The organism is Sphingomonas sp. (assembly GCF_965248875.1).
GTDB lineage: Bacteria > Pseudomonadota > Alphaproteobacteria > Sphingomonadales > Sphingomonadaceae > Sphingomonas.
On the sequence record NZ_CBDFKR010000011.1, the window covers coordinates 1,065,561 to 1,088,584 of the forward strand.

Sequence of the window (23,024 nt, forward strand, 5' to 3'; positions counted from 1 at the left end):
TAAGTGACAGCCCGCCGCGCCGCGGCTATCCCCCGTCCGTGCCAGACCCGCGCATCATCGACGTGCAGCTCGACGAAGGCACGATCCTGTGGCGCTCCGCCGATGTCGAGCAGGAGCGGCGGATTGCGATATTCGACCTGATCGAGGGGAATCACTTCGCCCCGCAGCGCGCGCACGCCGACGGCTATGCCGGCCCATACCGGATCGCCCTGTCGGTGGAGGAAGGTCGCCTCGCGATCCAGATCAAGCGCGAAGACGACAGTCCGCTGGAAACGCTGATCCTCGCTATGGGCCGCTTCCGCCGCCCGATCCGCGACTATTTCGCGATCTGCGACAGCTACTTCCAGGCGATCCGCGCCTCCACCCCCCAACAGATCGAAACCGTCGACATGGCCCGGCGCGCCGTCCACAACGAGGCGGCCGAGCTGTTGATCGAGCGGCTCGCCGGCAAGATCGAGGTCGATTTCGACACGGCGCGGCGCCTGTTCACCCTGATCTGCGTGCTCCACATCCGTGGCTAGCGTGCTGCGGCTGGCGGTGATCGCCGCCGCGGGTGTAGCACTGGCCATAGGCGGCCATACGCTCGCGGTGCGCTGGCATCCGGCACCCGCCCGCTACCCGCTGCAGGGCGTCGATCTGGGCGAGCAGCCACGCCGGATCGAATGGGCAAGCATCCGCGCGGCCGGCGCCGATTTCGCCTACGTTGTCGCGACGGAAGGTACCGGCGCGCGCGACCCGGGCTTCGAGGCGAACTGGTCGGCGCTGCCCGATGCCGGGCTGCGCCGGGGCGCGGTCCACCTTTATTCGCTTTGCGAGGACGGCGCCGCCCAGGCCGATGCGTTCAATGCCACCGTGCCGCGCACCGCGGATGCGCTGCCCGCCGCGGTCGACGTGGACCGGCGCGACGGCTGCGACGCACCTCCAGCGGGAGCCGCGGTGATCGAGAGTCTCCGTGCCTTCCTTGGCCGGGTCGAGACGCACACCGGCAAACCCGTCATCCTGCGGCTGTCGCGCTGGGCCGAGCGCCGCTACGCCCTGTCATCGGCGTTCGACCGGCCGCTATGGCTGACCGGCAACTTCCTTCGCCCGGGATATGCCGATCGGGCATGGCGATTGTGGCGGGCGAGCGACATGCGGCGGGTCGACGGGGTGGAGGGGCCGGTGAACTGGGACGTGGTAGCACCCTGATGAACGATACGATGACGGGGAATGGATTGATCGCGGCGGCGCGCGCGGCGGCGCGGCATGCCTACGCGCCTTACTCGCGCTTCGCGGTCGGCGCGGCGGTGCTGCTGGCCGACGGCAGCTTGGTGAGCGGCGCGAACGTCGAGAATGCGAGCTACGGACTGTCGTTGTGCGCCGAGACGGTGGCGATTGCGACGGCGAGCGCGCAGGGACGGCTGCGCGATGTGGTCGCGATCGGGGTGGTCGGCGGTTCGATGGACGGCGTCGGCGATACGCCGGTCCGCCCCTGCGGCCGGTGCCGGCAGGTGCTCAACGAGGCGGCGCAGCTGGGCGGGAGGGACCTGCAGGTGTGGTGCGCGGGCCTGATCGGCGATGCCGTCGAAGAACACAGGCTGTCGCAGCTGCTGCCGGATGCGTTCGGGCCGCGGGATTTGGGACTGGCGTAAAGCTGCGTCGTGACGTCAAACGGGCGCGCTGCGCTTCCCGTCGGCCGCGCTTGCGCGAGGTGCGACTAATGTTACTGATCATGCCCAAGCGGCGCGTTGGTCGGGGCGACAGGATTCGAACCTGCGACCCCCACACCCCCAGTGTGATGCGCTACCAGGCTGCGCTACGCCCCGACCGGCCGTTCCCCAAGGGGGAGCGGAGGCGGGCGTTTAGGCCGGGGGGGCGAGCGATGCAAGCGCCCTGACCACGCCCGCCTGAGGATCGAGTTGAGCGCTACCCGCCGATCAGGTTGCGGGAATAGTCGCCCTCCCACGCATCGACCTTGATGCCTTCCATCTTGAAATCGCGCAGCGTGCGGCCGAACGCTTTCTGGTGCGGCGCCTGGCCGTGCGCGGCCAGCGCCTTCGCATCCGACCAGCGTTCCGCGATACGCACCAGGTCCGGGTCGGCGGCGTCGAAGGCGAAGCTGTAGAACTCGCACCCGTCTTCCGCCGCCACCACCTTGGCGTGATCGGCCAGTAGCGGCGCGACCTTGCTGCCCTCGCCCGCTGCAAACTTCATGTACCCCATCACCAGGATCATGCCCTCTTCCTCTCGAGCAGGCGTCACGTCGACCGCTGCCGATTGCACGGACGCCGCCGCGATGCTAGCGGCGCATCCCATTACGGCCTCAAGCGCGGCGGGCCGACCGCGCGCTGCCGCCATCCTGTTTCGAAACGGACCCGATGTTCTTCTCGCCTGCCTATGCCCAGACCGCCGGCGCCGCAGCCGCTCCGGGGGGGTTCGCCGCATTGTTGGTCAATGTCGGTCCGCTGCTGCTGCTGTTCGCGGCCGCCTGGTTCCTCCTCATCCGACCGCAGCAGGTGCGCGGGCGCCAGCTTGCCGCCGCCGTCGCGGCGGTCAAGAAGGGCGATCAGGTCGTTACTGCGGGCGGCGTCGTCGGGCGCGTGACCAAGGTCGAGGACCGCTTCGTCGAGCTTGAGATTGCCCCCAACACGCGCATCCGCGTCGTCAAGGCGACGCTGGCGGAGGTGACCAATTCCCTCGCCAAGCCGGCCAACGACTGAGGTCCTTGGCGATGCTGGATTTTCCGCGCTGGAAGGTGGTGTGGGTCTGGGGGGTGCTGCTGGTGCTGTGCGCGCTGGCGATCCCGTCCTTCCTGCCCGAGACGGTGACGAACCGCTGGGGCGCGATCCCGCATCCGCGCATCAATCTGGGGCTCGACCTCGCAGGCGGCAGCTACCTGCTGCTCGAGGCCGACACCGCCGACCTCGCCAACAGCCGGCTGGAGACCAAGCGCGACGAGGTACAGGCCGAGTTCCGCCGCGGTAGCCCACAGATCGACATCGGCGATGTCTCGATCCGCGACGGCCAGCTCTCCTTCATGCTGCGTGACCCGACCCAGGTCGACGCCGCGCGTGAGAAGCTGCTCCAGATTACGGGCACCGGCGCCGGCATGACCGGCCAGCGCGAGTGGGACATCCAGGTCGTCGACACCTCACGCTTCATCCTGCGGCCCACCGAGGCGGGGCTGAAACAGGCGATCGACATCGCGATGAAGGATGCGACCGAGGTCGTGCGCCGCCGGATCGACGAGCTCGGCACCAAGGAGCCGACGATTATCCGCCAGGGCACCAATCGCATCGTCGTGCAGGTGCCGGGTCTGCAGAACCCGCAGGCGCTGAAGGACCTGCTTGGCAAGACAGCGAAGCTGGAGTTCAAGCTGGTGGATCAGGCGGGGTCCGCGGATGCCGCCGCGCTGGCGCAGAACCGCGCACCGATCGGCAGCCAGGTGCTCGCCTTCGCACAGGGCGGCGCGCGGATCGCGGTGCGGCGTGCGGCGATCATCAAGGGCGACGATCTGGTCGACGCCCGCCAGGCGTTCGAGCCGCAGACCAACGCGCCGATGGTCGAGATCACCTTTAACGCCGCCGGCGGCCGGCGCTTCGCGCGGGTCACGCAGGAGAACGTGAACAAGCCGTTCGCGATCATCGTCGACAATCAGGTGATCTCTGCGCCCAACATCAATGAGCCGATCCTGGGCGGGCGCGCGTCGATCAACGGCGGCTTCACGATTGAAAGCGCCAATCAGCTCGCGATCGCGCTGCGCTCGGGCAAGCTGCCCGTGACGCTCAGGGTGATCGAAGAGTCGACCGTCGGCCCCGATCTGGGTGCCGACTCCATCCATGCCGGCATCCTCGCCTCGATCGTCGCGGTGGTGCTGGTGGTCGCGTTCATGTTCGTGACCTATGGCCGGTTCGGTCTGTACGCGAACCTCGCCGTCACGATCAATGTGCTCGTCATCCTCGGCGTCATGGCGCTCATCGGCGGGACGCTGACCCTCCCCGGCATTGCTGGCTTCGTGCTGACGATCGGGACCGCGGTCGACGCAAACGTGCTTATTAACGAACGCATCCGCGAGGAACATCGTCGCGGCCGCAGCATCGTCCAGTCGGTCGAGCTGGGCTACAAGGAGGCGTCGCGTACCATCCTGGAGGCGAACGCGACCCACTCGATTTCAGGGCTGGTGATGCTGATCTTCGGTTCGGGCCCAGTAAAGGGATTTGCGGTCGTGCTGCTGATCGGCATCGTCACCTCGGTCTTCACCGCCGTGACCTTTACCCGCATGCTGACCGCGCAATGGCTCCGCCGGACGCGGCCGACCACCATCAACATCTGAGGCGGAGAGAGACATGCGCCTCCTGAAGGTCGTCCCCGATCACACTAACATCGACTTCGTCCGCCTGCGCGGATGGGCGTTCGGGCTGACGCTGCTGCTGTCGCTGCTCGCTATCGGCCTCACCTTTGCGCGCGGTCTCAATTTTGGCGTCGATTTCGTCGGCGGGCTGATGATCGAGGAGAAGTTCGTCGTGACGCCGCCGCTCGATCAGGTCCGCTCCGCGGTCGATCGGCTCGGCGTCGGCGAAGCCTTCCTGCAGCCCGTGGGCGACGGCACCACGCTCAACATCCGCCTCCCCGTGCAGCAGGGCGCGGACGAAGGGGCCACCAACGCCGTCGTCAAGAAGGTCGAGGCGACGCTGGCGGCACGGTTCCAGGGCGCGAGCTTCAGCCGCTATTCCACGGTTTCGGGCAAGGTTTCGAGCGAGCTGATCCAGAACGGCGTGCTGGCGGTCGGGCTCGCGATCCTGCTGATCGGCCTGTTCGCGATCATCCGCTTTGAATGGCAGTTCGGCGTATCGACAGTGGTCGCGATCATCCACGATCTATTGATGACCGTCGGTTTCTTCGCGGTCACGCGCTTCGAATTCGACCTCACCATCGTCGCCGCAGTGCTGACCATCATCGGCTATTCGATCAACGACAAGATCGTCATCGACGACCGCATTCGCGAGAACATGCGCCGCTATCGCAAGATGGATATGCGCGAGATCATCAACCTGTCGGTCAATGAGACGCTGCCGCGGACCGTGATGACCTCGCTCACCATACTGCTCGCGTTGATCGCGCTGCTGCTGCTCGGCGGGCACGTGCTGCGCGGCTTCACCGCGGCAATGATCCTGGGCATCGTGGTCGGCACCTATTCATCGATCTATGTGTCGTCATCGCTGCTGATCACGCTGGGGCTGCGGGCCGAGCCGAACCGCGAGAAGCCGGGCACGCTCGAAAAGGCCGAGCGGACCACCACCGGAATCGAAGGCGCGGAGCGCATTACGCCCCGCTCCTGATGCAGCTCGAGCGGGACCAGCGCGGACCGGGGCCGATCGTCACCGGCTTCGGACCGGGCGGCTTTCGGATCGGGGAGACGCGGCATCGCGCGGTTTTGCTGACTGTCGCCACGGCGCTGGCCTGGACGCCGCCGCCGCTGGCGGCGCTGACGCCCGCCGATCTGCAGGCGCTGATCAACACGGACCCCGAGTTCATCCTGCTCGGCACCGGCGCGACGCTGCAGCGACCGTCCGTCGCGCTGACTGCTATCCTGGCGGCGCAAAACATCGGACTCGAACCGATGGACAGCCGCGCCGCCGCCCGCGCCTGGGGCGTGTTGCGCGGCGAAGGGCGCCGGATCGCCGCGGCGCTCTACCCTCTCGACTAGATCGCTACGCTTGCTACTCTTCGCGCGAGTGACCCGCATCGCCGGTCACGAACCTGGGAAGAGACAGCCGATGAAAGCCGCCGCCGCCTTCGCCGCTCTGATCGCCGCGCCGCTGATGGCGCAGACCGCGCCATCCACGCTGCCCGCGCCAACACCTCCGGCGCCGCCGTCCGCCGTCGCACCAGTCGCGCCCCCTGCGGCGCAGATGCCGCCGGCTACGCCGCCTGCCGCCCCCGCGCCGGCAACGATCGCGGCAAGCCCCTCGCCCAACCCAGACTATGCGCAGGATGCCGCCTGGCTTTGCCGTCCCGGCCGCCAGGATGCGTGCGCGGCCAATCAGGACGTGACGGTCGTCCCCGCCGCCGGCCGCACGCATGTCGAGCGCTTCCACCGCGCCGCCACGCCCGCCTTTGACTGCTTCTACGTTTACCCCACGGTCTCGCGCGATCCCACGCCCAACAGCGACATGACCTCGGGCCCGGAAGAGCAGCAGGTCGCCGCCGCGCAGGCGGGGCGGTTTGCGGCGAAATGCCGCGTCTTCGCGCCGCTCTACCGTCAGGTGACGCTGACCGCGCTGCAGCAGATCATGAGCGGCCAGGCGGTCGGCGTCGATCGCGGACTGGCGCTGGCCGACGTCTACAGCGCCTGGAACGATTACCTCCGCCGTGACAATGGCGGCCGCGGCGTGGTGCTGATCGGACACAGCCAGGGATCAGGCGTGCTTAAGGAGCTGATCGCACGCTACATTGAGGGACAACCGATCCAGCGCAACATCATCGCGGCCTATCTGCTCGGCACCAATCTGGCGGTCCCCGACGGTCAGGCCGTGGGCGGCGATCTCCACCGCCTGCCGCTGTGCACGCGCGAGGCGCAGTTCGGGTGTGTCGTCACCTACGTCACCTTCCGCGCCGACGCGCCGCCACCGGAAAATAGCCGTTTCGGCAAGGTGCCGCAGCCGGGCATGGTCGCTGCCTGCGTCAACCCCGCGGCGCTGGCGGGCGGCAGGGCGGTGACCGACGCGATCTTCACCACCGGCGGACCCGGTACCGGCGGGCTCGCCCAGCCTGCCTGGACTAACGCCGGTCCCGCACCTGCGACGCCGTTTGTCAAGGTGCCGGGGCTGATCGCCGCCGAGTGCGTCCGCACCGGTGGGTTCAGCTATCTGGCGGTCACGGTGAACGGCGATCCGGCCGACCCACGCACCGACTCGATCACGGGCGATGTGGTGGTCGGCGGTGCCACGCTGCGTGAATGGGGGCTGCACTTGATCGACATGCCGGTCGAAATGGGCAATCTGGTCGAGTTGGCGGACCGGCAGGCGATGGCGTGGCGCGGCGTTGGGCTGCCTACCGGACGGCAGTCACACCGCGCGGGCTGGCTGGGTCAGTAGCGCCGAGCACCAGCCGAACAAGGTGTTCGCGCAGCGCCCGGGCATTGCGCGCCCAGCTGAAAGATGCGGCCGCCTTCGCCGTCTCGTCCTGAGCCGGCGGGGCGGCGAGCAGCCCGGCGATCGCTGCCGCAAACGCCTGCGGATCGCGCGCGACGATGCGGCCGGCGGCGGGAATGGTGACCACTTCGCGCGCGCCGCCGGCATCGGGAATGACGATCGGCGTTCCGCATGCGAGCGCCTCGACCCAGGCATTGGCGAGCCCCTCCGAGGATGAAGCCAGCGCCATCACGTCAGCCGCTTGGAGCAGACGCGGCAGCTCTGCGTGCGGCACGCTGCCGAGCAGGTGAACGCGAGCGGCAACGCCACGCGCCGTCGCCTGCGCAGCCAACGCCGCGCGATCGGGTCCATCGCCCGCGATCAACAGGGTGACGTCGGGAAGCGTCGCGACGGCGTCGAGCACGATGCCATGCCCCTTGCGCCCGATCAGCGCGCCCAGTGACAGGACGACCGGCCCGGTCAGGCCGAGCGCCGCCTTCGCCGCTGCGCGATCTGCTGGGTGGAACTGCTCACGGTCGACGCCGGTGAAGTGCACGCCGACCTTGTCGCCGGCCAGGCCGAGCGCGACCATATCGGCCTTGAGCGCCGCTGAGACGGCGAGCAGGCCATCCGCCCCCTGCCCGGCCGCGACCACCTGCGCGCGCCGAACGACGCCCCAGTGATGGATGTCCGCACCCCGCGCCTTGATCGACACCGGCACTCCATAGCGCCGGCCAAGCGCAACCGCAGCCGGGCCGTCGGGGAAGAAGAAGCTCGCGTCGATCACATCGAAACGGCCTGCCATCCGGTCGAGGATCGGGCGCACGGCGCGGGCCAGGAGCGCCGGTGCGAACCGGCCGTTGGCGGCGGGAAGGGAAAGGAAGCGCGGTCGATGAACGTTCAGGCCGCGCCATGTCTCTTCCTGGGGCAGCCGCGCAAGCGCTCGATGGGATGCCCGTCGCAGCGCGCGCGGCGGCAGGCCGATCGGCGCGACGACGGTGACCAGCGTGTCGGGCAGCGCGGCGAGCCCGAGGGTCTGACGCTCGACGAAGACGCCGAAATTGGATCGCGTCGCGTCGGGGTAAAGGGTCGAAAGGGTGAGAACGCGGAGCACAGACGCGGAGTAGCGTAAACAGGTTGCCACACCTTCAATTCACGCCGGCAAGAGGTCGGGACGCGCGGCCCGATCCCGTGGACCTGAGCGTTGCCGCCGCTCTTCGAAAACGTCTGGGTGCGCCTTGCACTCATCCCATGCGCCACATTAGCGTGCATGAGCCTTCTATCGCAGGTGAGATCGAAAACGCTCGTCTGGAAAACCGCCAGCGCCGATCAAGGCATAAGTGGGCAGGCGCTCAACCGCTTCGTCCAATTGTCGCTGGTTGGCGCGTGCACACCCGCCCAGGAAGCCGCATACCGGAGTCTTCTCGAAGCCGACAGCCAGGCGGGCTAGCCTGGCAATCCAACGGCATTAAGCTCGAATATGGCGGCACGCCCAAGGGGGCCTACGATACCAACAGCACATGTTCGTCGCAGGATCTTGCAGCGACGCAACCAACTTTCGTGCTGCGAGCACCGGGAAGGTCGCGGGGATGCTGGCCGCCTATCAGCTGCTCGGCGACGCGTAATCATTCATCGCGCAAAATCCGGCAATCACCACCAAGGCCGATCTGGTAGAGGCAATGGGCAACGCCTGCCTCAGGCCGGCATGGCCTCTTCGGATCATCCGGGCATCGCCAACGTGAACATGTAAGTGCGGTGAGACGCGCTAGAGAGCGTGACCGGATCACGTTGTGGTGTATCCTGAGTTGGCGAGGTAGTTGCCGCATTCGTGTGATGAGAAGCATTCGAGGAGGGAGCCGATCCGTTTCCATGTTGCCTCGACAGATCGCTCGTCGGCCTTTCGCAGCAGTGTTTTGAGCTTGGAGAACATCTGCTCGATGGGGTTCAGGTCGGGGCTGTATGGCGGCAGGAACAGGAGATGCGCGCCTGCCTTGCGGATCGCCTGACGGACAGCCTTGCCTTTGTGGCTGCCCAGGTTGTCGAGGATGACGACATCGCCAGGTGTGAGCGTGGGCAGCAGCGCCTGTTCGACATAGGCCGTGAACGTCTCGCCATTGATCGGCTGGTCGAACACGATGGGCGCGGTGATCCGGTCGTGGCGCAGCGCGGCGATGAAGGTCAGCGTGCGCCAGCGACCATGCGGGACCTTGGCCACCAGCCGCTCGCCGCGCAGCGATCGACCGTGGGTCCGCGTCATGTTCGTCTTGGCCCAGGTCTCGTCTATGAAGACCAGACGGCGTGGATCGAGCCTATGCTGATGACGTCGCCAGCGTTCCCGCTTGCGCGCCACGTCCGGTCGGTCCTGTTCGGCCGCATGCAGGCTTTTTTTTGAACGTCATTCCCGCCTGACGATAGAAGCGCCAAACCGCATCATAGCTGACACGGACATCGCGTGCCGCCAGCTCGGCCACGATCGCCCGCAGCGTCAGGTCCGGCTTCTCGGCGATCCGCGCCAGCAACCAGTCACGCTCGCCACCCAGGACCGCACGCCGGCTGCCGCCCATCGGACGCGCCGATGCATCGCCGGTCGTGCGATACCGATGCGACCAGCGCACCGCTGTCGCCAGACCAATATCAAACCGCGCCGCCGCCTCGCGGCACGTTGCTCCCGACGCCACGCACAAAACAACACGCTCACGAAGATCTTGAGAATATGGTCGCGCCATCGCTGCCCGCTCCTGACCAGACAGCAGCTTGAATCACATCTGGCGCTCAAACGAAATCCTGAATCCGTCAGATGCGGTCATGCTCTAGCGGTGCTGTGCGACGCTTGGCAGTGAGAACAGATGAACGGATCGCCAGCTCCGATTGGCAATCCGATTTCGTCTGACGATGCAACGTAAGCCTGCTCAGCCGTTTCCGTCTTGTCGGGCAACGTCCGTCTTCAGAGGCCCAAAGTATAAGGTGACGACATCAATTTCGCGCAAGGTAGCGAGACGGTCGAGCAGCCAGACCGCGGTAGCGCAACAACCAGAAGCGGCGGACTGCCAATCCCCAAATTCAAGCAACAAAGATTGCCAAGGACAGCCCCGTTATAATGGTCTGGGTGCGCAGGTCGGGCAACGCGCTGACGAGCTCGCTTTAGCGAAAAAAAAGGCGCCGCGGTTACCCGCAGCGCCTGTCACCACCTTGTCAATTTGATGACCCCGGCTCGCTCCGCAAGCCGGCTCCGCTGCTGCGACATGCGCACCATGTCGCTAATCGCAGCTACGCCCCGTCCATCACCTCAACCATATGCTGCACCTTACGGATCATCCCCCGCACCTCGGGGCTGTCCTGCAATTCACTCACCCGGTGCATCTTGTTCAGCCCCAGCCCGATCAGCGTCGCGCGCTGGTCGCCGGTGCGGCGGATGGGGGAGCCGGTCTGCTTGATCTTGATCGTTGCCATGCCCGTCACTCCACCAGCGCCGCGGCGTCGGCTTCGGCCACCGCCGCGTCCGCGCCGTGGCCGCGGCCCAGCAGATCGGCGATCTTCTTGCCGCGCCGCTGCGCCACGCTCTTCGGGCTTGTCTGGTCGCCCAGCGCCTCGAAGGTCGCGCGAATCATGTTGTAGGGGTTCGACGTGCCGACCGACTTGGTCACCACATCCGCCACGCCCAGGCTCTCGAAGATGGCGCGCATCGGACCGCCGGCGATGATGCCGGTGCCCTGCGGCGCCGCGCGCAGCGTCACGCGCCCGGCGCCGAAATGGCCGTTCGCGTCATGGTGCAGCGTGCGGCCTTCCTTCAGCGGGACGCGGATCATCGCGCGCTTGGCGGCCGCGGTGCCCTTGGAGATCGCCTCCGGCACTTCGCGCGCCTTGCCATGGCCGAACCCGACCCGGCCCTTGCCGTCGCCGACGATGACCAGCGCCGCGAAGCCGAACCGCTTGCCGCCCTTTACCGTTTTCGACACGCGGTTGATGTGGACCAGCTTCTCGATCAGCTCCTCGCCGCCGTCATCGCGCGGGCCGCCGCCGTCGCGCCGGGCGCGGTTGTCGTTGCGCCCGCCGCGATTGCCGCCCGGGCCGCCGCCACGCCCACGATTGCCGCCGCCGGGACCGCCGCGGCCGGGACCACGCCCGCCGCCGCCACCGCCGGGCCCGCCTTGGCCCTGATAACCACCACCGGGACCGCCGCTGCTGGGAATGCCGGTGTTAGCGCCGGCGTCACCGGCGGAAGCCTCAACCGCGGCGGGGGCGCCGGGCTGTGACTGGATATCGTTGGTATCAGCCATGTATCAGAACTCCAGGCCGGCTTCGCGCGCCGCCTCTGCGAGCGCCTTGACGCGCCCGTGGAACAGGAAACCGCCGCGGTCGAACACGACCTGCGTCACGCCCGCGGCCCTGGCAGCCTCGGCGACCCGCTTGCCGACCTCGGACGCCGCCGCGACATTGGCGGTCGCGCCATCATGCGCGGCCAGCGTCGACGCGGCGGCGACCGTGCGGCCCGCCTCGTCGTCGATCACCTGCGCATAGATGTGCTTACCCGAACGATGGACATGCAGCCGCGGCCGCAGACCCGATCGGGCGCGCAGCGCCGTGCGGTTGCGGCGACGCCGCTTCTCGAAAAGCGAAAGACCCTTGCTCACTTCTTCTTCCCTTCCTTGCGGAAGATGAACTCGCCGTCGTACTTGATGCCCTTGCCCTTGTAGGGCTCCGGCTTGCGCCAGCGACGGATCTCGGCGGCCAGCTGGCCGACCTTCTGCTTGTCGGTGCCGCTGATCTCGACCGTCGTCGGATCGGGCGTCTTCACCTCCAGGCCTTCGGGCACGTCGATGTTGACGTCATGGCTGTAGCCGAGCTGCAGCTTCAGCGTCCGGCCCTGCGCCGCGGCGCGATAGCCGACGCCGGTGATGACCAGCTTCTTGGCAAAACCCGTCGTCACGCCCGTGACCAAGTTTTGCACCAGCGTCCGCTGCATCCCCCAGAAGGCGCGCGCCCGCTTGGTGTCGTTCGCCGGCGTCACGCCGATCGCGTCCGCGCCGACATCATAGGCGATGTCGTCAGCCATCGGCAGCGTCAGGGTGCCCTTGGGACCCTTGACGCTCAACACCTTGCCGGCGACCGAAGCGGAGACGCCAGCCGGGACCGGCACCGCCTTTTTTCCGATACGGCTCATCAGAACACCTCCGCCAGCACTTCGCCGCCGACGTTCTGCTCGCGCGCCTCGGCATCCGAGAGCACGCCGCGCGGCGTCGAGACGATGGTGATGCCCAGCCCGTTCATGATGCGCGGCAGCGCCTCGCTGCCGCTGTAGACGCGGCGGCCCGGCTTGGACACGCGCGCGACATGCTTGATCGCGGGCTGCCCCTCGAAATACTTCAGCTCGATGCGCACGCCGGCGGCAGGGCCCATCTGCTCGCTGGAATAGCCGCGGATATAGCCTTCGCGCTGGAGTACGTCGAGCACGCGGGTGCGCAGCTTGCTGGCGGGCGACAGGACCGAGTCCTTGCGCGCGCGCTGGCCGTTGCGGATTCGGGTGAGCAGGTCACCCAGGGGATCGGTCACTGCCATCGGACTTCCTTACCAGCTCGACTTGACGACGCCGGGGATCAGGCCCTTGTTGGCCAGATCGCGCAGCATGACGCGGGCGAGACGGAACTTGCGGTAATAGGCGCGCGGACGGCCGGTCAGCTCGCAGCGGTTGCGGATGCGCGTCGGGTTCGCATTGCGCGGCAGCTCGGCCATCTTCAGCCGCGCGATCAGCCGCTCCCCCTCGTCGGCGGACTTGTCGTTCGCCGTCGCCTTGAGCGCGGCGTACTTGCCCGCATATTGCTTCACGAGCTTCTTGCGCCGCTCGTTCTTGTTGATCGAACTCAGTTTCGCCATTGGACTTAAGCTCTCTTTCGATAAACCTTACGCGGCCTGACGCTGCGGCTCGGCAGCATCGTCCTCGCGCGGGAAGGGGAAGCCGAACAGGCGCAGCAGCTCGCGCGCTTCGTCGTCGGTCTTCGCCGTGGTGGTGACGATCACGTCCATGCCGCGCACCTTGTCGATGCGGTCATAGTTGATCTCGGGGAAGATGATCTGCTCCTTGATGCCGCAGGCATAGTTGCCGCGGCCGTCGAAGCTCTTCTGGTTCAGCCCGCGAAAGTCACGCACGCGCGGCAGAGCGATGGTGATGAAGCGGTCCAGGAACTCGTACATACGCTCACGGCGCAGTGTCACCTTGACGCCGATCGGCATGCCCTCGCGCAGCTTGAACTGCGCGATCGACTTCTTCGCCTTGGTGACGACCGGCTTCTGCCCGGCGATCAGCTCCATCTCGGACGCGGCCTGCTCGACCTTCTTCTTGTCCTGCGTCGCCTCGCCAACACCCATGTTGAGCACGATCTTCTCGATCCGCGGCACCTGGAGCGCGTTGGCATAGCCGAACTTCTCGGTCATCGCCTTGACGATCGAGTCGTCGTACATCGTCCGCATGCGCGGCTTGTAATCAGCCATTGATCGCCTCCCCGGTCTTGACGGCGACACGGACCTTCTTGCCGTCGCGGGTTTCGTAACGGACGCGCGTCGCCTTGCCGTCGGCGGTGACGTGCGCGACCTTGCTGACGTGCAGCGGCGCCTCGATGCGCTGCAACCCGCCCTGCGGCTCGGCCTGGCTCGGCTTGCGGTGGCGCGTCGCGACGTTAATGCCGCCGACGATCACCTTGCCGTCCTTGGGCATGGCGGCGGTGACGGTGCCGGTCTTGCCCTTGTCCTTGCCGGACAGGACGATGACCTGATCGCCCTTCTTGATCCGCATCTTGGTCTTGGCCGCGGTGCTCATCACAGCACCTCCGGCGCGAGGCTGATGACCTTCATGTGGCCACGCCCGCGGAGCTCGCGCACGACGGGGCCGAAGATACGGGTGCCGATCGGCTCCTCGTTCTTGTTGACCAGGACGGCCGCGTTGCTGTCGAAGCGGATCGTCGAGCCGTCGGCGCGATGGATGTCCTTGGCCGTGCGGACGATGACGGCGCGATGGACGTCGCCCTTCTTCACCTTGCCACGCGGCTGCGCCTCCTTGATCGACACGACGATGATGTCGCCGACCGATGCCGTGCGGCGCTTGGAGCCGCCCAGCACCTTGATGCACTGCACCCGCTTCGCGCCGCTATTGTCGGCGACGTCGAGATTGGACTGCATCTGGATCATAGTGAACCAGTCCTTCTGCTCATAAGCGCCCGATCCCGACCGGGCGCCGCCTTGTGGTTCAAGCCGTCACCGGCTCGTCGATCTCGACCCGCTGCGGCGTCGCGTGGGTGTTGACCCGCTCGATCACCTTCCAGGTCTTCAGCTTGCTGATCGGCGCGATCTCCTCGATGCGCACCGTCTCGCCCGCCTTGAACTCGTTCGCCTCGTCGTGGGCGTGGTACTTCTTCGAACGGCGGATGATCTTGCCGTAGAGCGGGTGCTTCACCTTGCGCTCGACATTCACCACCACCGTCTTGTCGCCCTTGTCGGAGACGATCAGCCCGGTCAGCACGCGCTTTGGCATGTGCTCTTCCTTACTTCGCAGCAGCAGCGGTGCGCTGCGCCTGCATGGTCTTGATGCGCGCGATGTCCTTGCGGACCTCGCGGACGCGCGAGGGCTTTTCCAGCTGGTTGGTCGCCGCCTGGAAGCGCAGGTTGAACGCCTCGCGCTTCAGCTGACCCAGCTGCTCGGAGAGCTGGTCGTCCGACGAGCCCGTAAAATCGATCTTCGCCTTGGCCATCACTCGCCTCCCAGGTGCGAAGTGTCGCCGAGGCGCGCCACGACCTTGGTCTTGATCGGCAGCTTCATCGCCGCCCGCTCGAACGCCTCGGCGGCGATCTTGCCGTCGACGCCGTCCAGCTCGAACAGGATGCGGCCCGGCTTCACTCGCGCCGCCCAGAACTCGGGCGAGCCCTTGCCCGATCCCATGCGGACCTCGGCGGGCTTGCTCGACACCGGCACGTCCGGGAAGATGCGGATCCACAACCGCCCCTGACGCTTCATGTGGCGCGTGATCGCACGGCGAGCGGCCTCGATCTGGCGCGCGGTGATACGGTCCGGCTCCATTGCCTTGAGGCCGTACGACCCGAAGTTGAGCGTCGCGCCCCCCTTCGCATCGCCGTGAATGCGGCCCTTGAACGCCTTGCGGAACTTGGTCTTTTTCGGTTGCAGCATGACCTATCCTTTACCGGCGGCGGTCGTCGTCGCGCGCCGGGCGCACGCCGGAGGTCTGGGCCTCCATCATCAGCCGGTCGGTCGACATCGGATCGTGACCCAGGATCTCGCCCTTGAACACCCAGACCTTGACGCCGCACACGCCATAGCTGGTGTGCGCCTCGGCCTCGGCATAATCGATGTTCGCGCGCAGCGTGTGCAGCGGAACGCGGCCTTCGCGATACTGCTCCGATCGCGCGATCTCCGCGCCGCCAAGCCGTCCGCCGCACTGCACGCGGATGCCCTCGGCACCGAGCCGCAGCGCCGACTGCACGGCGCGCTTCATGGCGCGGCGGAACGCGATGCGGCGCTCCAGCTGGTCGGCGATCGACTGCGCGACCAGCCGCGCATCAACCTCAGGCTTCCTGATCTCGACGATGTTGAGCGAGACGTCGGACTTGGTCATGCCGCCGATTGTCTTGCGCAGCTTCTCGATGTCCGTGCCCTTCTTGCCGATGATGACGCCGGGGCGCGCGGCATAGATGGAGATGCGGCACAGCTTTGCCGGCCGCTCGATCACCACCTTGCTGATCGCCGCCTGCGGATGCGTCTTCATGATATACTGGCGAATGCGCAGATCCTCCAGCAGCAGCCGGCCATAGTCCGCACCCTCGGCGAACCAGCGGCTGTCCCAGGTACGGTTGATCTGCAGGCGCAGACCGATCGGGTTCGATTTCTGACCCATTACGCTTCTTCCTGCTCGCGCACGACGATGCGCAGACGGCTGAACGGCTTCAGGATGCGGGTGGACTTGCCACGGCCGCGGGTCGCGAAGCGCTTCATCACGATCGACTTGCCCACGCTCGCTTCGGCCACGACCAGCGCGTCCACGTCGAGATTGTGATTGTTCTCGGCATTGGCGATGGCCGACGCCAGCACCTTGCGCGCGTCGACCGCCATGCCCTTGGTCGAAAAGGCGAGGATGTTCATCGCATCGCCGACCTTCTTGCCGCGGATCAGCGCCGCGACGAGGCCCAACTTCTGCGCGGAGCCGCGAATCTGCGTGCCGACCGACAGCGCCTCCTTGTCGCCGACGCGACGGGGATTGGCCTGCTTGCTCATCAGCGCTTGCCCTTCTTGTCGGCGGCGTGGCCCGGGAAGTAGCGCGTGGGCGCGAACTCGCCCAGCTTCATGCCGACCATGTCCTCGTTGACCGACACGGGAACGAACTTGCGCCCGTTATAGACGCTGAAGGTAAGGCCGACGAACTGCGGCAGGATCGTCGACCGGCGCGACCAGGTCTTGATCGGCGCGCGGGCGTTGGTGTCTTGCGCCGTCTCCGCCTTTTTCAGCAGCGACAGCTCGACGAACGGGCCCTTCCAGACTGAACGAGCCATCTTAGCCCTTCCTCTTGGTCGAATGACGCGACCGGATGATCATCTTGTCGGTCGATTTGTTGTGACGGGTGCGCGCACCCTTGGTCGGCTTGCCCCAGGGCGTGACCGGGTGACGGCCGCCCGACGTGCGGCCTTCGCCGCCGCCATGCGGGTGGTCGACCGGGTTCTTGGCGACGCCGCGGGTCAGCGGGCGCTTGCCCATCCAGCGGCTGCGCCCGGCCTTGCCCAGGTTCTGGTTCTGGTTGTCGGGGTTCGACACCGCGCCAACCGTCGCCATGCAGGCCGACTGGATATAGCGCTGCTCGCCCGATCCCAGCCGCACGATCACCATGCCGCGGTCGCGCCCCACCACCTGCACATAGGTGCCGGCGGAACGGGCGATCTGGCCGCCCTTCATGGGCTTCATCTCGACATTGTGGACGATGGTGCCAACCGGCATCTGGCCCAGCTCCATCGCGTTACCCGGCTTCACGTCGGTCTTCTTGCCCGCGACTACCTTGTCGCCGATGGCCAGCCGCTGCGGCGCAATGATATAGGCCAGCTCGTCGTCGGCATACTTCACCAGCGCGATAAATGCGGTGCGGTTGGGATCGTATTCCAGCCGCTCGACGGTGCCCTCGACGTCCCACTTGCGACGCTTGAAGTCGATATAGCGGTACTTCTGCTTGTGCCCGCCGGCGATGCCGCGGCTGGTCACATGACCCTTGTTGTTGCGGCCGCCGGTCTTGAGCTTGCCCTCGGTCAGCGCCTTGACGGGCTTGCCCTTCCACAGGCTCGACTTGTCGACCAGCACCAGGCCGCGCTGGGCGGGCGAGGTCGGGTTGTATTGCTTGAGCGCCATCTCAGCGGGCTCCCTCGGTGACGTCGATCGACTGGCCGTCGGCCAGCGTCACGATCGCCTTCTTCACATCCGACCGCGTGTAGGGCGTGCCCTTCCACTTCTTGGTCTTGCCCTTCTGGACGATCGTGTTGACGCCCGTCACCGACACGCCGAAGATCGCCTCGACCGCCGCCTTGATCTCGGGCTTGGACGCACCGGAGACGACCTTGAACACGACTGCGTTGTGATCGGACAGCATGGTCGACTTCTCGGTGATGTGGGGGGCCACGATCACGTCATAGTGGCGGTTCTCGACCGCCGTTTTCGGCGCCTTAGCCATTGGTCGACCCTCCCGGGAGGGCGAAGCGCGCCTCCAGCTGCTCGACCGCGGCGCGGGTCAGCACCAGCGTATCGGCCTTGATGATGTCGTAGACGTTGGCGCCAACGGCCGGGAGCATTTCCACGCCCCGAAGGTTGCGCGCCGCAAGGAAGCTCTCGCCGGCGATGCCGTCGATCACCAGCGTGCGCTTGCCGATGCTCAGGGTCGCGAAATGGCCCTGCAGTTCCTTGGTCTTGCTGACCGCAAAGCCGTCAAGGATGATCAGCGAGCCCGCCTTGGCATGGCTGCTGAGCGCCATCTTCAGCCCCAGCGCGCGCACCTTCTTGTTGAGACCGGGGTTGAAGTCGCGGACGCGCGCGCCGTGCGCCTTGCCGCCACCGATGAACACCGGCGCGCGGCGATCGCCGTGACGCGCGGTGCCGCCGCCCTTCTGACGGCCGAACTTCTTGCCCGTGCGTGCGACATCGGCGCGCTCGCGCGTGCCGCGTGCGGTTGCCCGGCGCTTTTCCAGCTGCCAGGTGACGACGCGATGGAGGATGTCGGCGCGCGGCTCCAAGCCGAACACCGCATCGTTGAGCTCGACCTCACCGCTGCTCTCGCCGGCGAGGGAAGAAAGTTTGATCTGCACGCTCAGCCCTCCTGGCCGTCGGTCGCGGAAACATCGGCCGCGTCTGCGGCGGGCGTGTCGGCGGCGGATTGGGTGTTGCCGTCGGCCACGGCCTTCAGGCCGGCGGGCGTCGGTACCCCGGCATGCGCCGGCACCTTGACCGCATCCTTGATCAGCAGCCACCCGCCCTTCGAGCCGGGCACCGAACCCTTGACGAAGATCAGCCCGCGCGCAGCGTCGGTCGACACGATCTCCAGATTCTGCTGGGTGCGGTTCTTGTCACCCATGTGGCCGGCCATCTTCTTGTTCTTGAAGACCTTGCCCGGATCCTGCCGCTGGCCGGTGGAGCCCAGCGAGCGGTGCGACACGGACACGCCGTGGGTCGCGCGCAGACCGCCGAAGTTCCAGCGCTTCATCCCGCCGGCGAAGCCCTTGCCCTGCGTGCGGCCCTGGATGTCGACCAGCTGGCCAGCGACGAAATGCTCGGCCGACAGCTCAGCGCCGACGTCAAGAAGGTTGTCCTCGGTCACGCGGAACTCGGCCAGATACGCCTTGGGCTCGACCTCGGCCTTGCCGAAATGGCCGCGCTGCGGCTTGGCGACGTTCTTCGACTTGGCGGTGCCCGCGCCCAGCTGGACGGCGGTGTAGCCGTCGCGGACGGCTTCCTTGCGGGCGACGACCTGAAGCCCGTCGAGCTGCAGGACGGTGACGGGCACGTGGCGGCCGTCGTCCTGGAACAGGCGGGTCATGCCCATCTTCTTCGCGATCACGCCGGTGCGCATGACCAAACTCCCTCACAGAGGCACAAGGCGGGATGCCAGGTGCGTGTCAGCCCGGTTCAAGCGAAGCGTGGCCCCCGTCCCGGGCTGGTTACCCCGGCGGACCAGGGCATGACGGGAGACGCTGTCCTGATCCGAAGACCAGCGGTATCTCTATGTCGTTGCTCCCACAGGACCTGCCAAGGAAACCAAGGCGCGTCGACCGCGGGAGGGAGGCCGTTAGGCCAGTTTGATCTCGACGTCAACGCCAGCCGCTAGATCAAGCTTCATTAGCGCGTCGACCGTCTGCGGGGTCGGCTGCACGATGTCGAGCAGGCGCTTGTAGGTGCGCGTCTCGAACTGCTCGCGGCTCTTCTTGTCGATATGCGGCCCGCGGTTGACGGTGAACTTGTCGATGTGCGTGGGCAGCGGGATAGGGCCACGGATCAGCGCGCCGGTACGTCGCGCCGTGTCGGCGATGTCACCGGCGGCCTGGTCCAGCACGCGGTGGTCGAACGCCTTCAGGCGGATGCGGATGTTGTTGTCCATGGTTCCTACCGATGTGAAAGAGCGGGGCCCGTAGCCGGGCTCTGGCCTGTAATCGTGCGAAGCGAAGGGCGCGCCACTACCGAGCGCCTTCACAAAAAGCAACCGCCCGACGCTCGGGAAGAGCGCCGGGCGGGAGCAAAGCCTATATGCGGCCTACTTGTCGATGCCGCTGACAACGCCGGCACCGACGGTACGGCCGCCTTCGCGGATCGTGAAGCGCTGGCCGACGTCCATCGCGATTGGCGCGATCAGCTTGATCCCCAGCGCGACGTTGTCGCCCGGCATCACCATCTCCGTGCCCTCGGGCAGCTCGACGGTGCCGGTCACGTCGGTGGTGCGGAAGTAGAACTGCGGGCGATAGTTGGCGAAGAACGGCGTGTGACGGCCGCCTTCTTCCTTCGACAGCACATACACTTCAGACGAGAAGTCGGTGTGCGGCTTGATCGAGCCAGGCTTGCACAGCACCTGGCCGCGCTCCACCTCGTCACGCGCCACGCCGCGGATCAGCGCGCCGACATTGTCGCCGGCCTGGCCCTGATCGAGCAGCTTGCGGAACATCTCGACGCCGGTGACCGTAGTCTTGCGGACGGTCGGGTGGATGCCGACGATCTCGACCTCTTCGCCGACCTTGACAATGCCGGTCTCGACGCGGCCGGTGACGACCGTGCCGCGGCCGGAGATCGAGAACACGTCCTCGATCGGCATCATGAACGGCTTGTCCAGCGGGCGCTCGGGCTGCGGGATATACTCGTCGACCTGCTTCATCAGCTCAAGCACGGCTTCCTTGCCGAGCTTCTCGTTCGAGCCGCTGAGCGCCGCCGTCGCCGACCCCTGGACGATTGGGATATCATCGCCCGGGAACTCATAGGACGACAGCAGCTCGCGGATCTCAAGCTCGACCAGCTCGAGGATCTCGGCGTCGTCGACCAGATCGACCTTGTTCATGAACACCACCATCGCCGGCACGCCGACCTGGCGGGCGAGCAGGATGTGCTCGCGGGTCTGCGGCATCGGGCCGTCGGTGGCCGACACGACCAGGATCGCGCCGTCCATCTGCGCGGCGCCGGTGATCATGTTCTTCACATAATCGGCGTGGCCGGGGCAATCGACGTGCGCGTAATGGCGGTTCACCGTCTCGTACTCGACATGGGCGGTCGAGATGGTGATGCCACGCTCACGCTCTTCGGGCGCCTTGTCGATGTTGGCGAAGTCGACTGCGGTGCCGCCGGTCGTCTCGGCCAGCACCTTGGTGATCGCCGCGGTCAGCGAGGTCTTGCCGTGGTCAACGTGACCGATGGTGCCGATGTTGAGATGCGGCTTGTTCCGCTCAAACTTTGCCTTCGCCATGTTCTTCCCTCAAACAGCGCACCGCCCTTCAAGCTGGCGGGCCGCGTGATCATCATGATGTGTTCAAAAACGGGGATGACCCCGAACACCAACAACCGGGCGAGAGCCCGGCCGCCTGCGTGCCGGGCGCCAGTAACGAAAGATTCGTCGTGACGCTAGGGGGTATTTGGACACGGCAGCCCGCGGACAAGGCTACCTCCGGCCGGCGGCCGGGTGTCTGCATCGCGGCACGGGAGCGCCGGCGCTGCTGGGCTAAGAGCCGGCGGCGCCCGCGTCGCGGATGCGGAAATAGCTGTAGATCGGCCAGGCGTGTGCGTGCGCGCAATAGCTCGCCATCCTACACCACAGTCCATCATCCATCGGCCGCGGCAATCCCGCGATGTCGCCCACGGCGTCCGCGTTCAGGGTATCGGGGGCGGTCCACTGACCGACCCAATAGTGCGGGTGGCGGCGGCTGAAGGTGCGGAAGGTCATGCGGTCGAGCAGTGTCAGCGCCGCCGCACGATCAAACGTCGCCACGCCCGCGACCGCCTGCCCGGCCAGCGAATACCAGAAGCCGCCATTCTCGCTCGTGCCGGGCTGCATCCGGCCGTCGGCCGCCGGCCGTTCGCGCTGGCGTGGGCCCAGCGTCTCACCGTCGATGAGGCGGCGCTGCATCTCGCGCAGCAACATCCGTTTGCGCTCTACCGGAAAGCCAGGGGCCATCAGCAGAAACGATTGCGGCTCCAGATACATGTCATCGTCGCCAAGCGCCCGGCCCGATCCCAGCCAGGCGCGTCGCGCGAACGTCCGCCCCGCCATATCGCGCATCATCGCCCCCGTGACGGCGTCGACATAAAGCTGCATGTCGCGGGTCAGGCGCCGGACGGCAGCGGCGTGATCGCTCGGCCGCGTGCCGACATAGCGGTTCAGCTGCTCGATCAGCGGCGGCATGACCGCCATCACCATCGCGGAGTTCATCTGCGACTCCGCGGCGTTCCGGTCTTTACCGGTCGCCACGCCGGCATATATCTGATCGTTCCAATCCGCATTCAGTAACCGCACAAGGCCGTGCGGACCTGTACCAACATGATCGCGCAGGTAAATGAATGCTCGCTCAAGCTTCTGCAGCACCGTTCCCGACACCTGCCGCTCTCTAGGCAGGTAAGGTGTCTCGACGTCCAGCAGGCTCCAGTCGCGCGTGATCCGTAGATACTCGCCCAGTGCGTAGAGGAGGAAGAGCTGCTGGTCCGATGTGGTCCAGCTGCTGTCGGCCGTCTGCCCGTTGCCGGAGACGGTGAACTTGATCCCGCCCTCCTCGGTCATCGTGCACAGCGTGTAGAGCAGCGCCGACCTGGCGAGTCCGGGCGCAAAATAGGCAGCCGCCATCGCATGCTGTAGATGGTCGCGCGGCCCCGCGTTCAGATCCAAGTGGTAATCGTATGTCATTCCCTGCGGAATGAATGTCTGACCATAATAGGCGGCATAGGTCGACATCGCGAGCAGGGCATGCCCGTCCCACAGCAGTTCGGCGCGCAGTGTCGGGTCCGGCACCGTTCCCAGCGGCGCCAGCACGCCGGCCCAATCCTCCCGGAACCATGTTCCCGTGGCCGAGGGCGCGAGCGCGGCCGCAAATTGCGCGACCGGTGCCAATGCCGCGCCCGGCGATACGAGCGCGATCACCAGCACGATGTCGCGGGTTTCGCCGGGTTGCAGTTGCATGCGCGATCGTGCGGAGAGTGCCACCGCGCCGCTCTCGGTGCCGCGCTGCTCGAAGGTAACGGGCGCGCTGCCCGCCGATGCCGCGGTCATGAGCACCAGCGACGGCGGATAAAGATTGTACCGGTTCGGCGTGTCGATCGGGGTGAGGAGGCGCGGGTCGTCACCGACCGCGGTCGCCTCGCAGAGGACGCCATCTCCGCCGGGCAACAACCTCGCCCGATTGACGAACCTCACCTGTGGC

Annotated in this window: 34 protein-coding genes and 1 tRNA gene; 9 read left to right on the forward strand and 26 right to left on the reverse strand. The window is 66.8% G+C overall.

Translation table 11 applies throughout. From position 1 onward, the window contains the following. The first annotated feature begins 38 nt into the window (after window positions 1–38). The 3 genes from ACP2AD_RS12330 to ACP2AD_RS12340 are packed head-to-tail and all read left to right on the forward strand — an operon-like array spanning window position 39 to window position 1,631. Entirely contained in the window at window positions 39–521 is a 483-nt protein-coding gene (locus tag ACP2AD_RS12330; RefSeq protein WP_425230345.1) for a UPF0262 family protein, read from the forward strand. Continuing rightward, window positions 514–1,188, forward strand: coding sequence for a glycoside hydrolase family 25 protein (locus ACP2AD_RS12335; protein WP_425230346.1), 675 nt, complete (start codon window positions 514–516; stop codon window positions 1,186–1,188). The genes ACP2AD_RS12330 and ACP2AD_RS12335 overlap by 8 nt, the downstream gene beginning before the upstream one ends. Then, window positions 1,188–1,631 carry a cytidine deaminase gene (locus ACP2AD_RS12340; RefSeq protein WP_425230347.1) on the forward strand — a complete coding sequence of 148 codons (444 nt, stop codon included), beginning with the start codon at window positions 1,188–1,190 and terminating at the stop codon, window positions 1,629–1,631. Before ACP2AD_RS12335 ends, ACP2AD_RS12340 begins: the two co-directional genes overlap by 1 nt. A gap of 97 nt (window positions 1,632–1,728) precedes the next feature. Here ACP2AD_RS12340 and ACP2AD_RS12345 read toward each other — a convergent pair. Beyond that, window positions 1,729–1,805, reverse strand: a tRNA-Pro gene (locus ACP2AD_RS12345). 100 nt (window positions 1,806–1,905) lie between these two features. Beyond that, on the reverse strand, window positions 1,906–2,262 hold the full coding sequence (locus ACP2AD_RS12350) for a putative quinol monooxygenase (protein WP_425230348.1): 357 nt from the start codon (window positions 2,260–2,262) through the stop codon (window positions 1,906–1,908). Window positions 2,263–2,357: 95 nt separating this feature from the next. On the opposite strand from ACP2AD_RS12350, the gene yajC reads away from it, so the two are divergent. From yajC to ACP2AD_RS12375, 5 genes are all read left to right on the forward strand, one after another. Beyond that, the gene (gene yajC, locus ACP2AD_RS12355; RefSeq protein WP_425230349.1) at window positions 2,358–2,699 is read left to right on the forward strand and encodes a preprotein translocase subunit YajC; all 342 of its coding nucleotides are present in this window, start codon (window positions 2,358–2,360) and stop codon (window positions 2,697–2,699) included. A gap of 11 nt (window positions 2,700–2,710) precedes the next feature. Beyond that, the gene (secD, locus tag ACP2AD_RS12360; RefSeq protein ID WP_425230350.1) at window positions 2,711–4,312 is read left to right on the forward strand and encodes a protein translocase subunit SecD; all 1,602 of its coding nucleotides are present in this window, start codon (window positions 2,711–2,713) and stop codon (window positions 4,310–4,312) included. A gap of 13 nt (window positions 4,313–4,325) precedes the next feature. After that, the gene (secF, locus tag ACP2AD_RS12365) at window positions 4,326–5,318 is read left to right on the forward strand and encodes a protein translocase subunit SecF (protein WP_425230351.1); all 993 of its coding nucleotides are present in this window, start codon (window positions 4,326–4,328) and stop codon (window positions 5,316–5,318) included. Beyond that, window positions 5,318–5,686: an Mth938-like domain-containing protein gene (locus tag ACP2AD_RS12370; RefSeq protein WP_425230352.1), complete on the forward strand. Its 369-nt coding sequence runs from the start codon at window positions 5,318–5,320 to the stop codon at window positions 5,684–5,686. Before secF ends, ACP2AD_RS12370 begins: the two co-directional genes overlap by 1 nt. Window positions 5,687–5,756: 70 nt before the next feature. Beyond that, window positions 5,757–7,076 (forward strand): DUF3089 domain-containing protein, encoded by a 1,320-nt coding sequence (locus tag ACP2AD_RS12375; RefSeq protein ID WP_425230353.1) that lies wholly within the window; start codon window positions 5,757–5,759, stop codon window positions 7,074–7,076. Here ACP2AD_RS12375 and ACP2AD_RS12380 read toward each other — a convergent pair. Then, on the reverse strand, window positions 7,033–8,226 hold the full coding sequence (locus ACP2AD_RS12380) for a glycosyltransferase (protein WP_425230354.1): 1,194 nt from the start codon (window positions 8,224–8,226) through the stop codon (window positions 7,033–7,035). The genes ACP2AD_RS12375 and ACP2AD_RS12380 overlap by 44 nt on opposite strands. A 90-nt stretch (window positions 8,227–8,316) precedes the next feature. Between ACP2AD_RS12380 and ACP2AD_RS12385 the strand changes: the two genes are divergently transcribed. Next, the gene (locus ACP2AD_RS12385) at window positions 8,317–8,562 is read left to right on the forward strand and encodes a hypothetical protein (protein WP_425230355.1); all 246 of its coding nucleotides are present in this window, start codon (window positions 8,317–8,319) and stop codon (window positions 8,560–8,562) included. 333 nt (window positions 8,563–8,895) lie between these two features. On the opposite strand, the gene ACP2AD_RS12390 is transcribed toward ACP2AD_RS12385, so the two are convergent. The 23 genes from ACP2AD_RS12390 to ACP2AD_RS12500 form a co-directional block, all read right to left on the reverse strand. Next, window positions 8,896–9,838, reverse strand: a protein-coding gene (locus tag ACP2AD_RS12390; protein ID WP_425228077.1) for an IS630 family transposase whose coding sequence is annotated in 2 segments (ribosomal slippage) — window positions 8,896–9,501 and window positions 9,503–9,838 — 942 coding nt in all. Because the reading frame shifts where the segments join, the coding sequence is not laid out codon by codon here. Window positions 9,839–10,379: 541 nt separating this feature from the next. Continuing rightward, the gene (gene rpmD / locus ACP2AD_RS12395) at window positions 10,380–10,562 is read right to left on the reverse strand and encodes a 50S ribosomal protein L30 (protein WP_425230356.1); all 183 of its coding nucleotides are present in this window, start codon (window positions 10,560–10,562) and stop codon (window positions 10,380–10,382) included. A gap of 5 nt (window positions 10,563–10,567) precedes the next feature. Continuing rightward, window positions 10,568–11,389 (reverse strand): 30S ribosomal protein S5, encoded by an 822-nt coding sequence (gene rpsE, locus ACP2AD_RS12400; RefSeq protein WP_425230357.1) that lies wholly within the window; start codon window positions 11,387–11,389, stop codon window positions 10,568–10,570. A gap of 3 nt (window positions 11,390–11,392) precedes the next feature. Then, window positions 11,393–11,743, reverse strand: a complete 351-nt coding sequence (rplR, locus tag ACP2AD_RS12405; RefSeq protein WP_425230358.1) for a 50S ribosomal protein L18 — start codon at window positions 11,741–11,743, stop codon at window positions 11,393–11,395. Beyond that, window positions 11,740–12,273 (reverse strand): 50S ribosomal protein L6, encoded by a 534-nt coding sequence (rplF, locus tag ACP2AD_RS12410; RefSeq protein ID WP_425230359.1) that lies wholly within the window; start codon window positions 12,271–12,273, stop codon window positions 11,740–11,742. Before rplF ends, rplR begins: the two co-directional genes overlap by 4 nt. Further along, window positions 12,273–12,668 carry a 30S ribosomal protein S8 gene (rpsH, locus tag ACP2AD_RS12415; protein ID WP_425230360.1) on the reverse strand — a complete coding sequence of 132 codons (396 nt, stop codon included), beginning with the start codon at window positions 12,666–12,668 and terminating at the stop codon, window positions 12,273–12,275. Before rpsH ends, rplF begins: the two co-directional genes overlap by 1 nt. A 9-nt stretch (window positions 12,669–12,677) precedes the next feature. Further along, on the reverse strand, window positions 12,678–12,983 hold the full coding sequence (gene rpsN / locus ACP2AD_RS12420) for a 30S ribosomal protein S14 (protein ID WP_425230361.1): 306 nt from the start codon (window positions 12,981–12,983) through the stop codon (window positions 12,678–12,680). A gap of 27 nt (window positions 12,984–13,010) precedes the next feature. Next, on the reverse strand, window positions 13,011–13,598 hold the full coding sequence (gene rplE, locus ACP2AD_RS12425) for a 50S ribosomal protein L5 (RefSeq protein ID WP_425230362.1): 588 nt from the start codon (window positions 13,596–13,598) through the stop codon (window positions 13,011–13,013). Beyond that, window positions 13,591–13,899: a 50S ribosomal protein L24 gene (gene rplX, locus ACP2AD_RS12430; protein WP_425231168.1), complete on the reverse strand. Its 309-nt coding sequence runs from the start codon at window positions 13,897–13,899 to the stop codon at window positions 13,591–13,593. Before rplX ends, rplE begins: the two co-directional genes overlap by 8 nt. 23 nt (window positions 13,900–13,922) lie before the next feature. After that, a complete protein-coding gene (gene rplN / locus ACP2AD_RS12435; protein ID WP_425230363.1) occupies window positions 13,923–14,291 on the reverse strand; it encodes a 50S ribosomal protein L14 in 369 nt (122 codons plus the stop codon). Between the two features lie 58 nt (window positions 14,292–14,349). Continuing rightward, window positions 14,350–14,634: a 30S ribosomal protein S17 gene (rpsQ, locus tag ACP2AD_RS12440; RefSeq protein ID WP_425230364.1), complete on the reverse strand. Its 285-nt coding sequence runs from the start codon at window positions 14,632–14,634 to the stop codon at window positions 14,350–14,352. A 10-nt stretch (window positions 14,635–14,644) separates the two neighbouring features. After that, window positions 14,645–14,851, reverse strand: coding sequence for a 50S ribosomal protein L29 (gene rpmC, locus ACP2AD_RS12445; RefSeq protein WP_425230365.1), 207 nt, complete (start codon window positions 14,849–14,851; stop codon window positions 14,645–14,647). Then, window positions 14,851–15,285, reverse strand: coding sequence for a 50S ribosomal protein L16 (gene rplP / locus ACP2AD_RS12450; RefSeq protein ID WP_425230366.1), 435 nt, complete (start codon window positions 15,283–15,285; stop codon window positions 14,851–14,853). The genes rpmC and rplP overlap by 1 nt, the downstream gene beginning before the upstream one ends. A gap of 10 nt (window positions 15,286–15,295) precedes the next feature. Continuing rightward, entirely contained in the window at window positions 15,296–16,009 is a 714-nt protein-coding gene (rpsC, locus tag ACP2AD_RS12455) for a 30S ribosomal protein S3 (protein ID WP_425230367.1), read from the reverse strand. Continuing rightward, window positions 16,009–16,386: a 50S ribosomal protein L22 gene (gene rplV, locus ACP2AD_RS12460; protein ID WP_425230368.1), complete on the reverse strand. Its 378-nt coding sequence runs from the start codon at window positions 16,384–16,386 to the stop codon at window positions 16,009–16,011. Before rplV ends, rpsC begins: the two co-directional genes overlap by 1 nt. Then, entirely contained in the window at window positions 16,386–16,661 is a 276-nt protein-coding gene (rpsS, locus tag ACP2AD_RS12465) for a 30S ribosomal protein S19 (RefSeq protein ID WP_425230369.1), read from the reverse strand. Before rpsS ends, rplV begins: the two co-directional genes overlap by 1 nt. Window position 16,662: 1 nt before the next feature. Further along, window positions 16,663–17,502 (reverse strand): 50S ribosomal protein L2, encoded by an 840-nt coding sequence (rplB, locus tag ACP2AD_RS12470; RefSeq protein ID WP_425230370.1) that lies wholly within the window; start codon window positions 17,500–17,502, stop codon window positions 16,663–16,665. A gap of 1 nt (window position 17,503) precedes the next feature. Further along, window positions 17,504–17,821, reverse strand: a complete 318-nt coding sequence (locus ACP2AD_RS12475; protein WP_425230371.1) for a 50S ribosomal protein L23 — start codon at window positions 17,819–17,821, stop codon at window positions 17,504–17,506. After that, on the reverse strand, window positions 17,814–18,449 hold the full coding sequence (rplD, locus tag ACP2AD_RS12480) for a 50S ribosomal protein L4 (RefSeq protein WP_425230372.1): 636 nt from the start codon (window positions 18,447–18,449) through the stop codon (window positions 17,814–17,816). The genes ACP2AD_RS12475 and rplD overlap by 8 nt, the downstream gene beginning before the upstream one ends. A gap of 2 nt (window positions 18,450–18,451) precedes the next feature. After that, window positions 18,452–19,210, reverse strand: coding sequence for a 50S ribosomal protein L3 (gene rplC / locus ACP2AD_RS12485; protein ID WP_425230373.1), 759 nt, complete (start codon window positions 19,208–19,210; stop codon window positions 18,452–18,454). Between the two features lie 216 nt (window positions 19,211–19,426). Further along, a complete protein-coding gene (rpsJ, locus tag ACP2AD_RS12490) occupies window positions 19,427–19,735 on the reverse strand; it encodes a 30S ribosomal protein S10 (RefSeq protein WP_033921125.1) in 309 nt (102 codons plus the stop codon). A gap of 153 nt (window positions 19,736–19,888) precedes the next feature. Next, a complete protein-coding gene (gene tuf / locus ACP2AD_RS12495; protein ID WP_425230374.1) occupies window positions 19,889–21,082 on the reverse strand; it encodes an elongation factor Tu in 1,194 nt (397 codons plus the stop codon). Between the two features lie 252 nt (window positions 21,083–21,334). After that, window positions 21,335–23,017, reverse strand: a complete 1,683-nt coding sequence (locus tag ACP2AD_RS12500; protein ID WP_425230375.1) for a GH36-type glycosyl hydrolase domain-containing protein — start codon at window positions 23,015–23,017, stop codon at window positions 21,335–21,337. Window positions 23,018–23,024 lie beyond the last annotated feature (7 nt).

Coding starts and splice junctions, on each gene's coding strand:
- ACP2AD_RS12340 (WP_425230347.1), top strand. CDS start 1,188: ATGAACGATACGATGACGGGGAATGGATTGATCGCGGCGGCGCGCGCG.
- yajC (WP_425230349.1), top strand. CDS start 2,358: ATGTTCTTCTCGCCTGCCTATGCCCAGACCGCCGGCGCCGCAGCCGCT.
- secD (WP_425230350.1), top strand. CDS start 2,711: ATGCTGGATTTTCCGCGCTGGAAGGTGGTGTGGGTCTGGGGGGTGCTG.
- secF (WP_425230351.1), top strand. CDS start 4,326: ATGCGCCTCCTGAAGGTCGTCCCCGATCACACTAACATCGACTTCGTC.
- ACP2AD_RS12370 (WP_425230352.1), top strand. CDS start 5,318: ATGCAGCTCGAGCGGGACCAGCGCGGACCGGGGCCGATCGTCACCGGC.
- ACP2AD_RS12375 (WP_425230353.1), top strand. CDS start 5,757: ATGAAAGCCGCCGCCGCCTTCGCCGCTCTGATCGCCGCGCCGCTGATG.
- rpmD (WP_425230356.1), bottom strand. CDS start 10,562: ATGGCAACGATCAAGATCAAGCAGACCGGCTCCCCCATCCGCCGCACC.
- rpsE (WP_425230357.1), bottom strand. CDS start 11,389: ATGGCTGATACCAACGATATCCAGTCACAGCCCGGCGCCCCCGCCGCG.
- rplF (WP_425230359.1), bottom strand. CDS start 12,273: ATGAGCCGTATCGGAAAAAAGGCGGTGCCGGTCCCGGCTGGCGTCTCC.
- rpsH (WP_425230360.1), bottom strand. CDS start 12,668: ATGGCAGTGACCGATCCCCTGGGTGACCTGCTCACCCGAATCCGCAAC.
- rpsN (WP_425230361.1), bottom strand. CDS start 12,983: ATGGCGAAACTGAGTTCGATCAACAAGAACGAGCGGCGCAAGAAGCTC.
- rplE (WP_425230362.1), bottom strand. CDS start 13,598: ATGGCTGATTACAAGCCGCGCATGCGGACGATGTACGACGACTCGATC.
- rplX (WP_425231168.1), bottom strand. CDS start 13,899: ATGCGGATCAAGAAGGGCGATCAGGTCATCGTCCTGTCCGGCAAGGAC.
- rplN (WP_425230363.1), bottom strand. CDS start 14,291: ATGATCCAGATGCAGTCCAATCTCGACGTCGCCGACAATAGCGGCGCG.
- rpsQ (WP_425230364.1), bottom strand. CDS start 14,634: ATGCCAAAGCGCGTGCTGACCGGGCTGATCGTCTCCGACAAGGGCGAC.
- rpmC (WP_425230365.1), bottom strand. CDS start 14,851: ATGGCCAAGGCGAAGATCGATTTTACGGGCTCGTCGGACGACCAGCTC.
- rplP (WP_425230366.1), bottom strand. CDS start 15,285: ATGCTGCAACCGAAAAAGACCAAGTTCCGCAAGGCGTTCAAGGGCCGC.
- rpsC (WP_425230367.1), bottom strand. CDS start 16,009: ATGGGTCAGAAATCGAACCCGATCGGTCTGCGCCTGCAGATCAACCGT.
- rplV (WP_425230368.1), bottom strand. CDS start 16,386: ATGAGCAAGCAGGCCAATCCCCGTCGCGTCGGCGACAAGGAGGCGCTG.
- rpsS (WP_425230369.1), bottom strand. CDS start 16,661: ATGGCTCGTTCAGTCTGGAAGGGCCCGTTCGTCGAGCTGTCGCTGCTG.
- rplB (WP_425230370.1), bottom strand. CDS start 17,502: ATGGCGCTCAAGCAATACAACCCGACCTCGCCCGCCCAGCGCGGCCTG.
- ACP2AD_RS12475 (WP_425230371.1), bottom strand. CDS start 17,821: ATGGCTAAGGCGCCGAAAACGGCGGTCGAGAACCGCCACTATGACGTG.
- rplC (WP_425230373.1), bottom strand. CDS start 19,210: ATGCGCACCGGCGTGATCGCGAAGAAGATGGGCATGACCCGCCTGTTC.
- rpsJ (WP_033921125.1), bottom strand. CDS start 19,735: ATGGACAACAACATCCGCATCCGCCTGAAGGCGTTCGACCACCGCGTG.
- tuf (WP_425230374.1), bottom strand. CDS start 21,082: ATGGCGAAGGCAAAGTTTGAGCGGAACAAGCCGCATCTCAACATCGGC.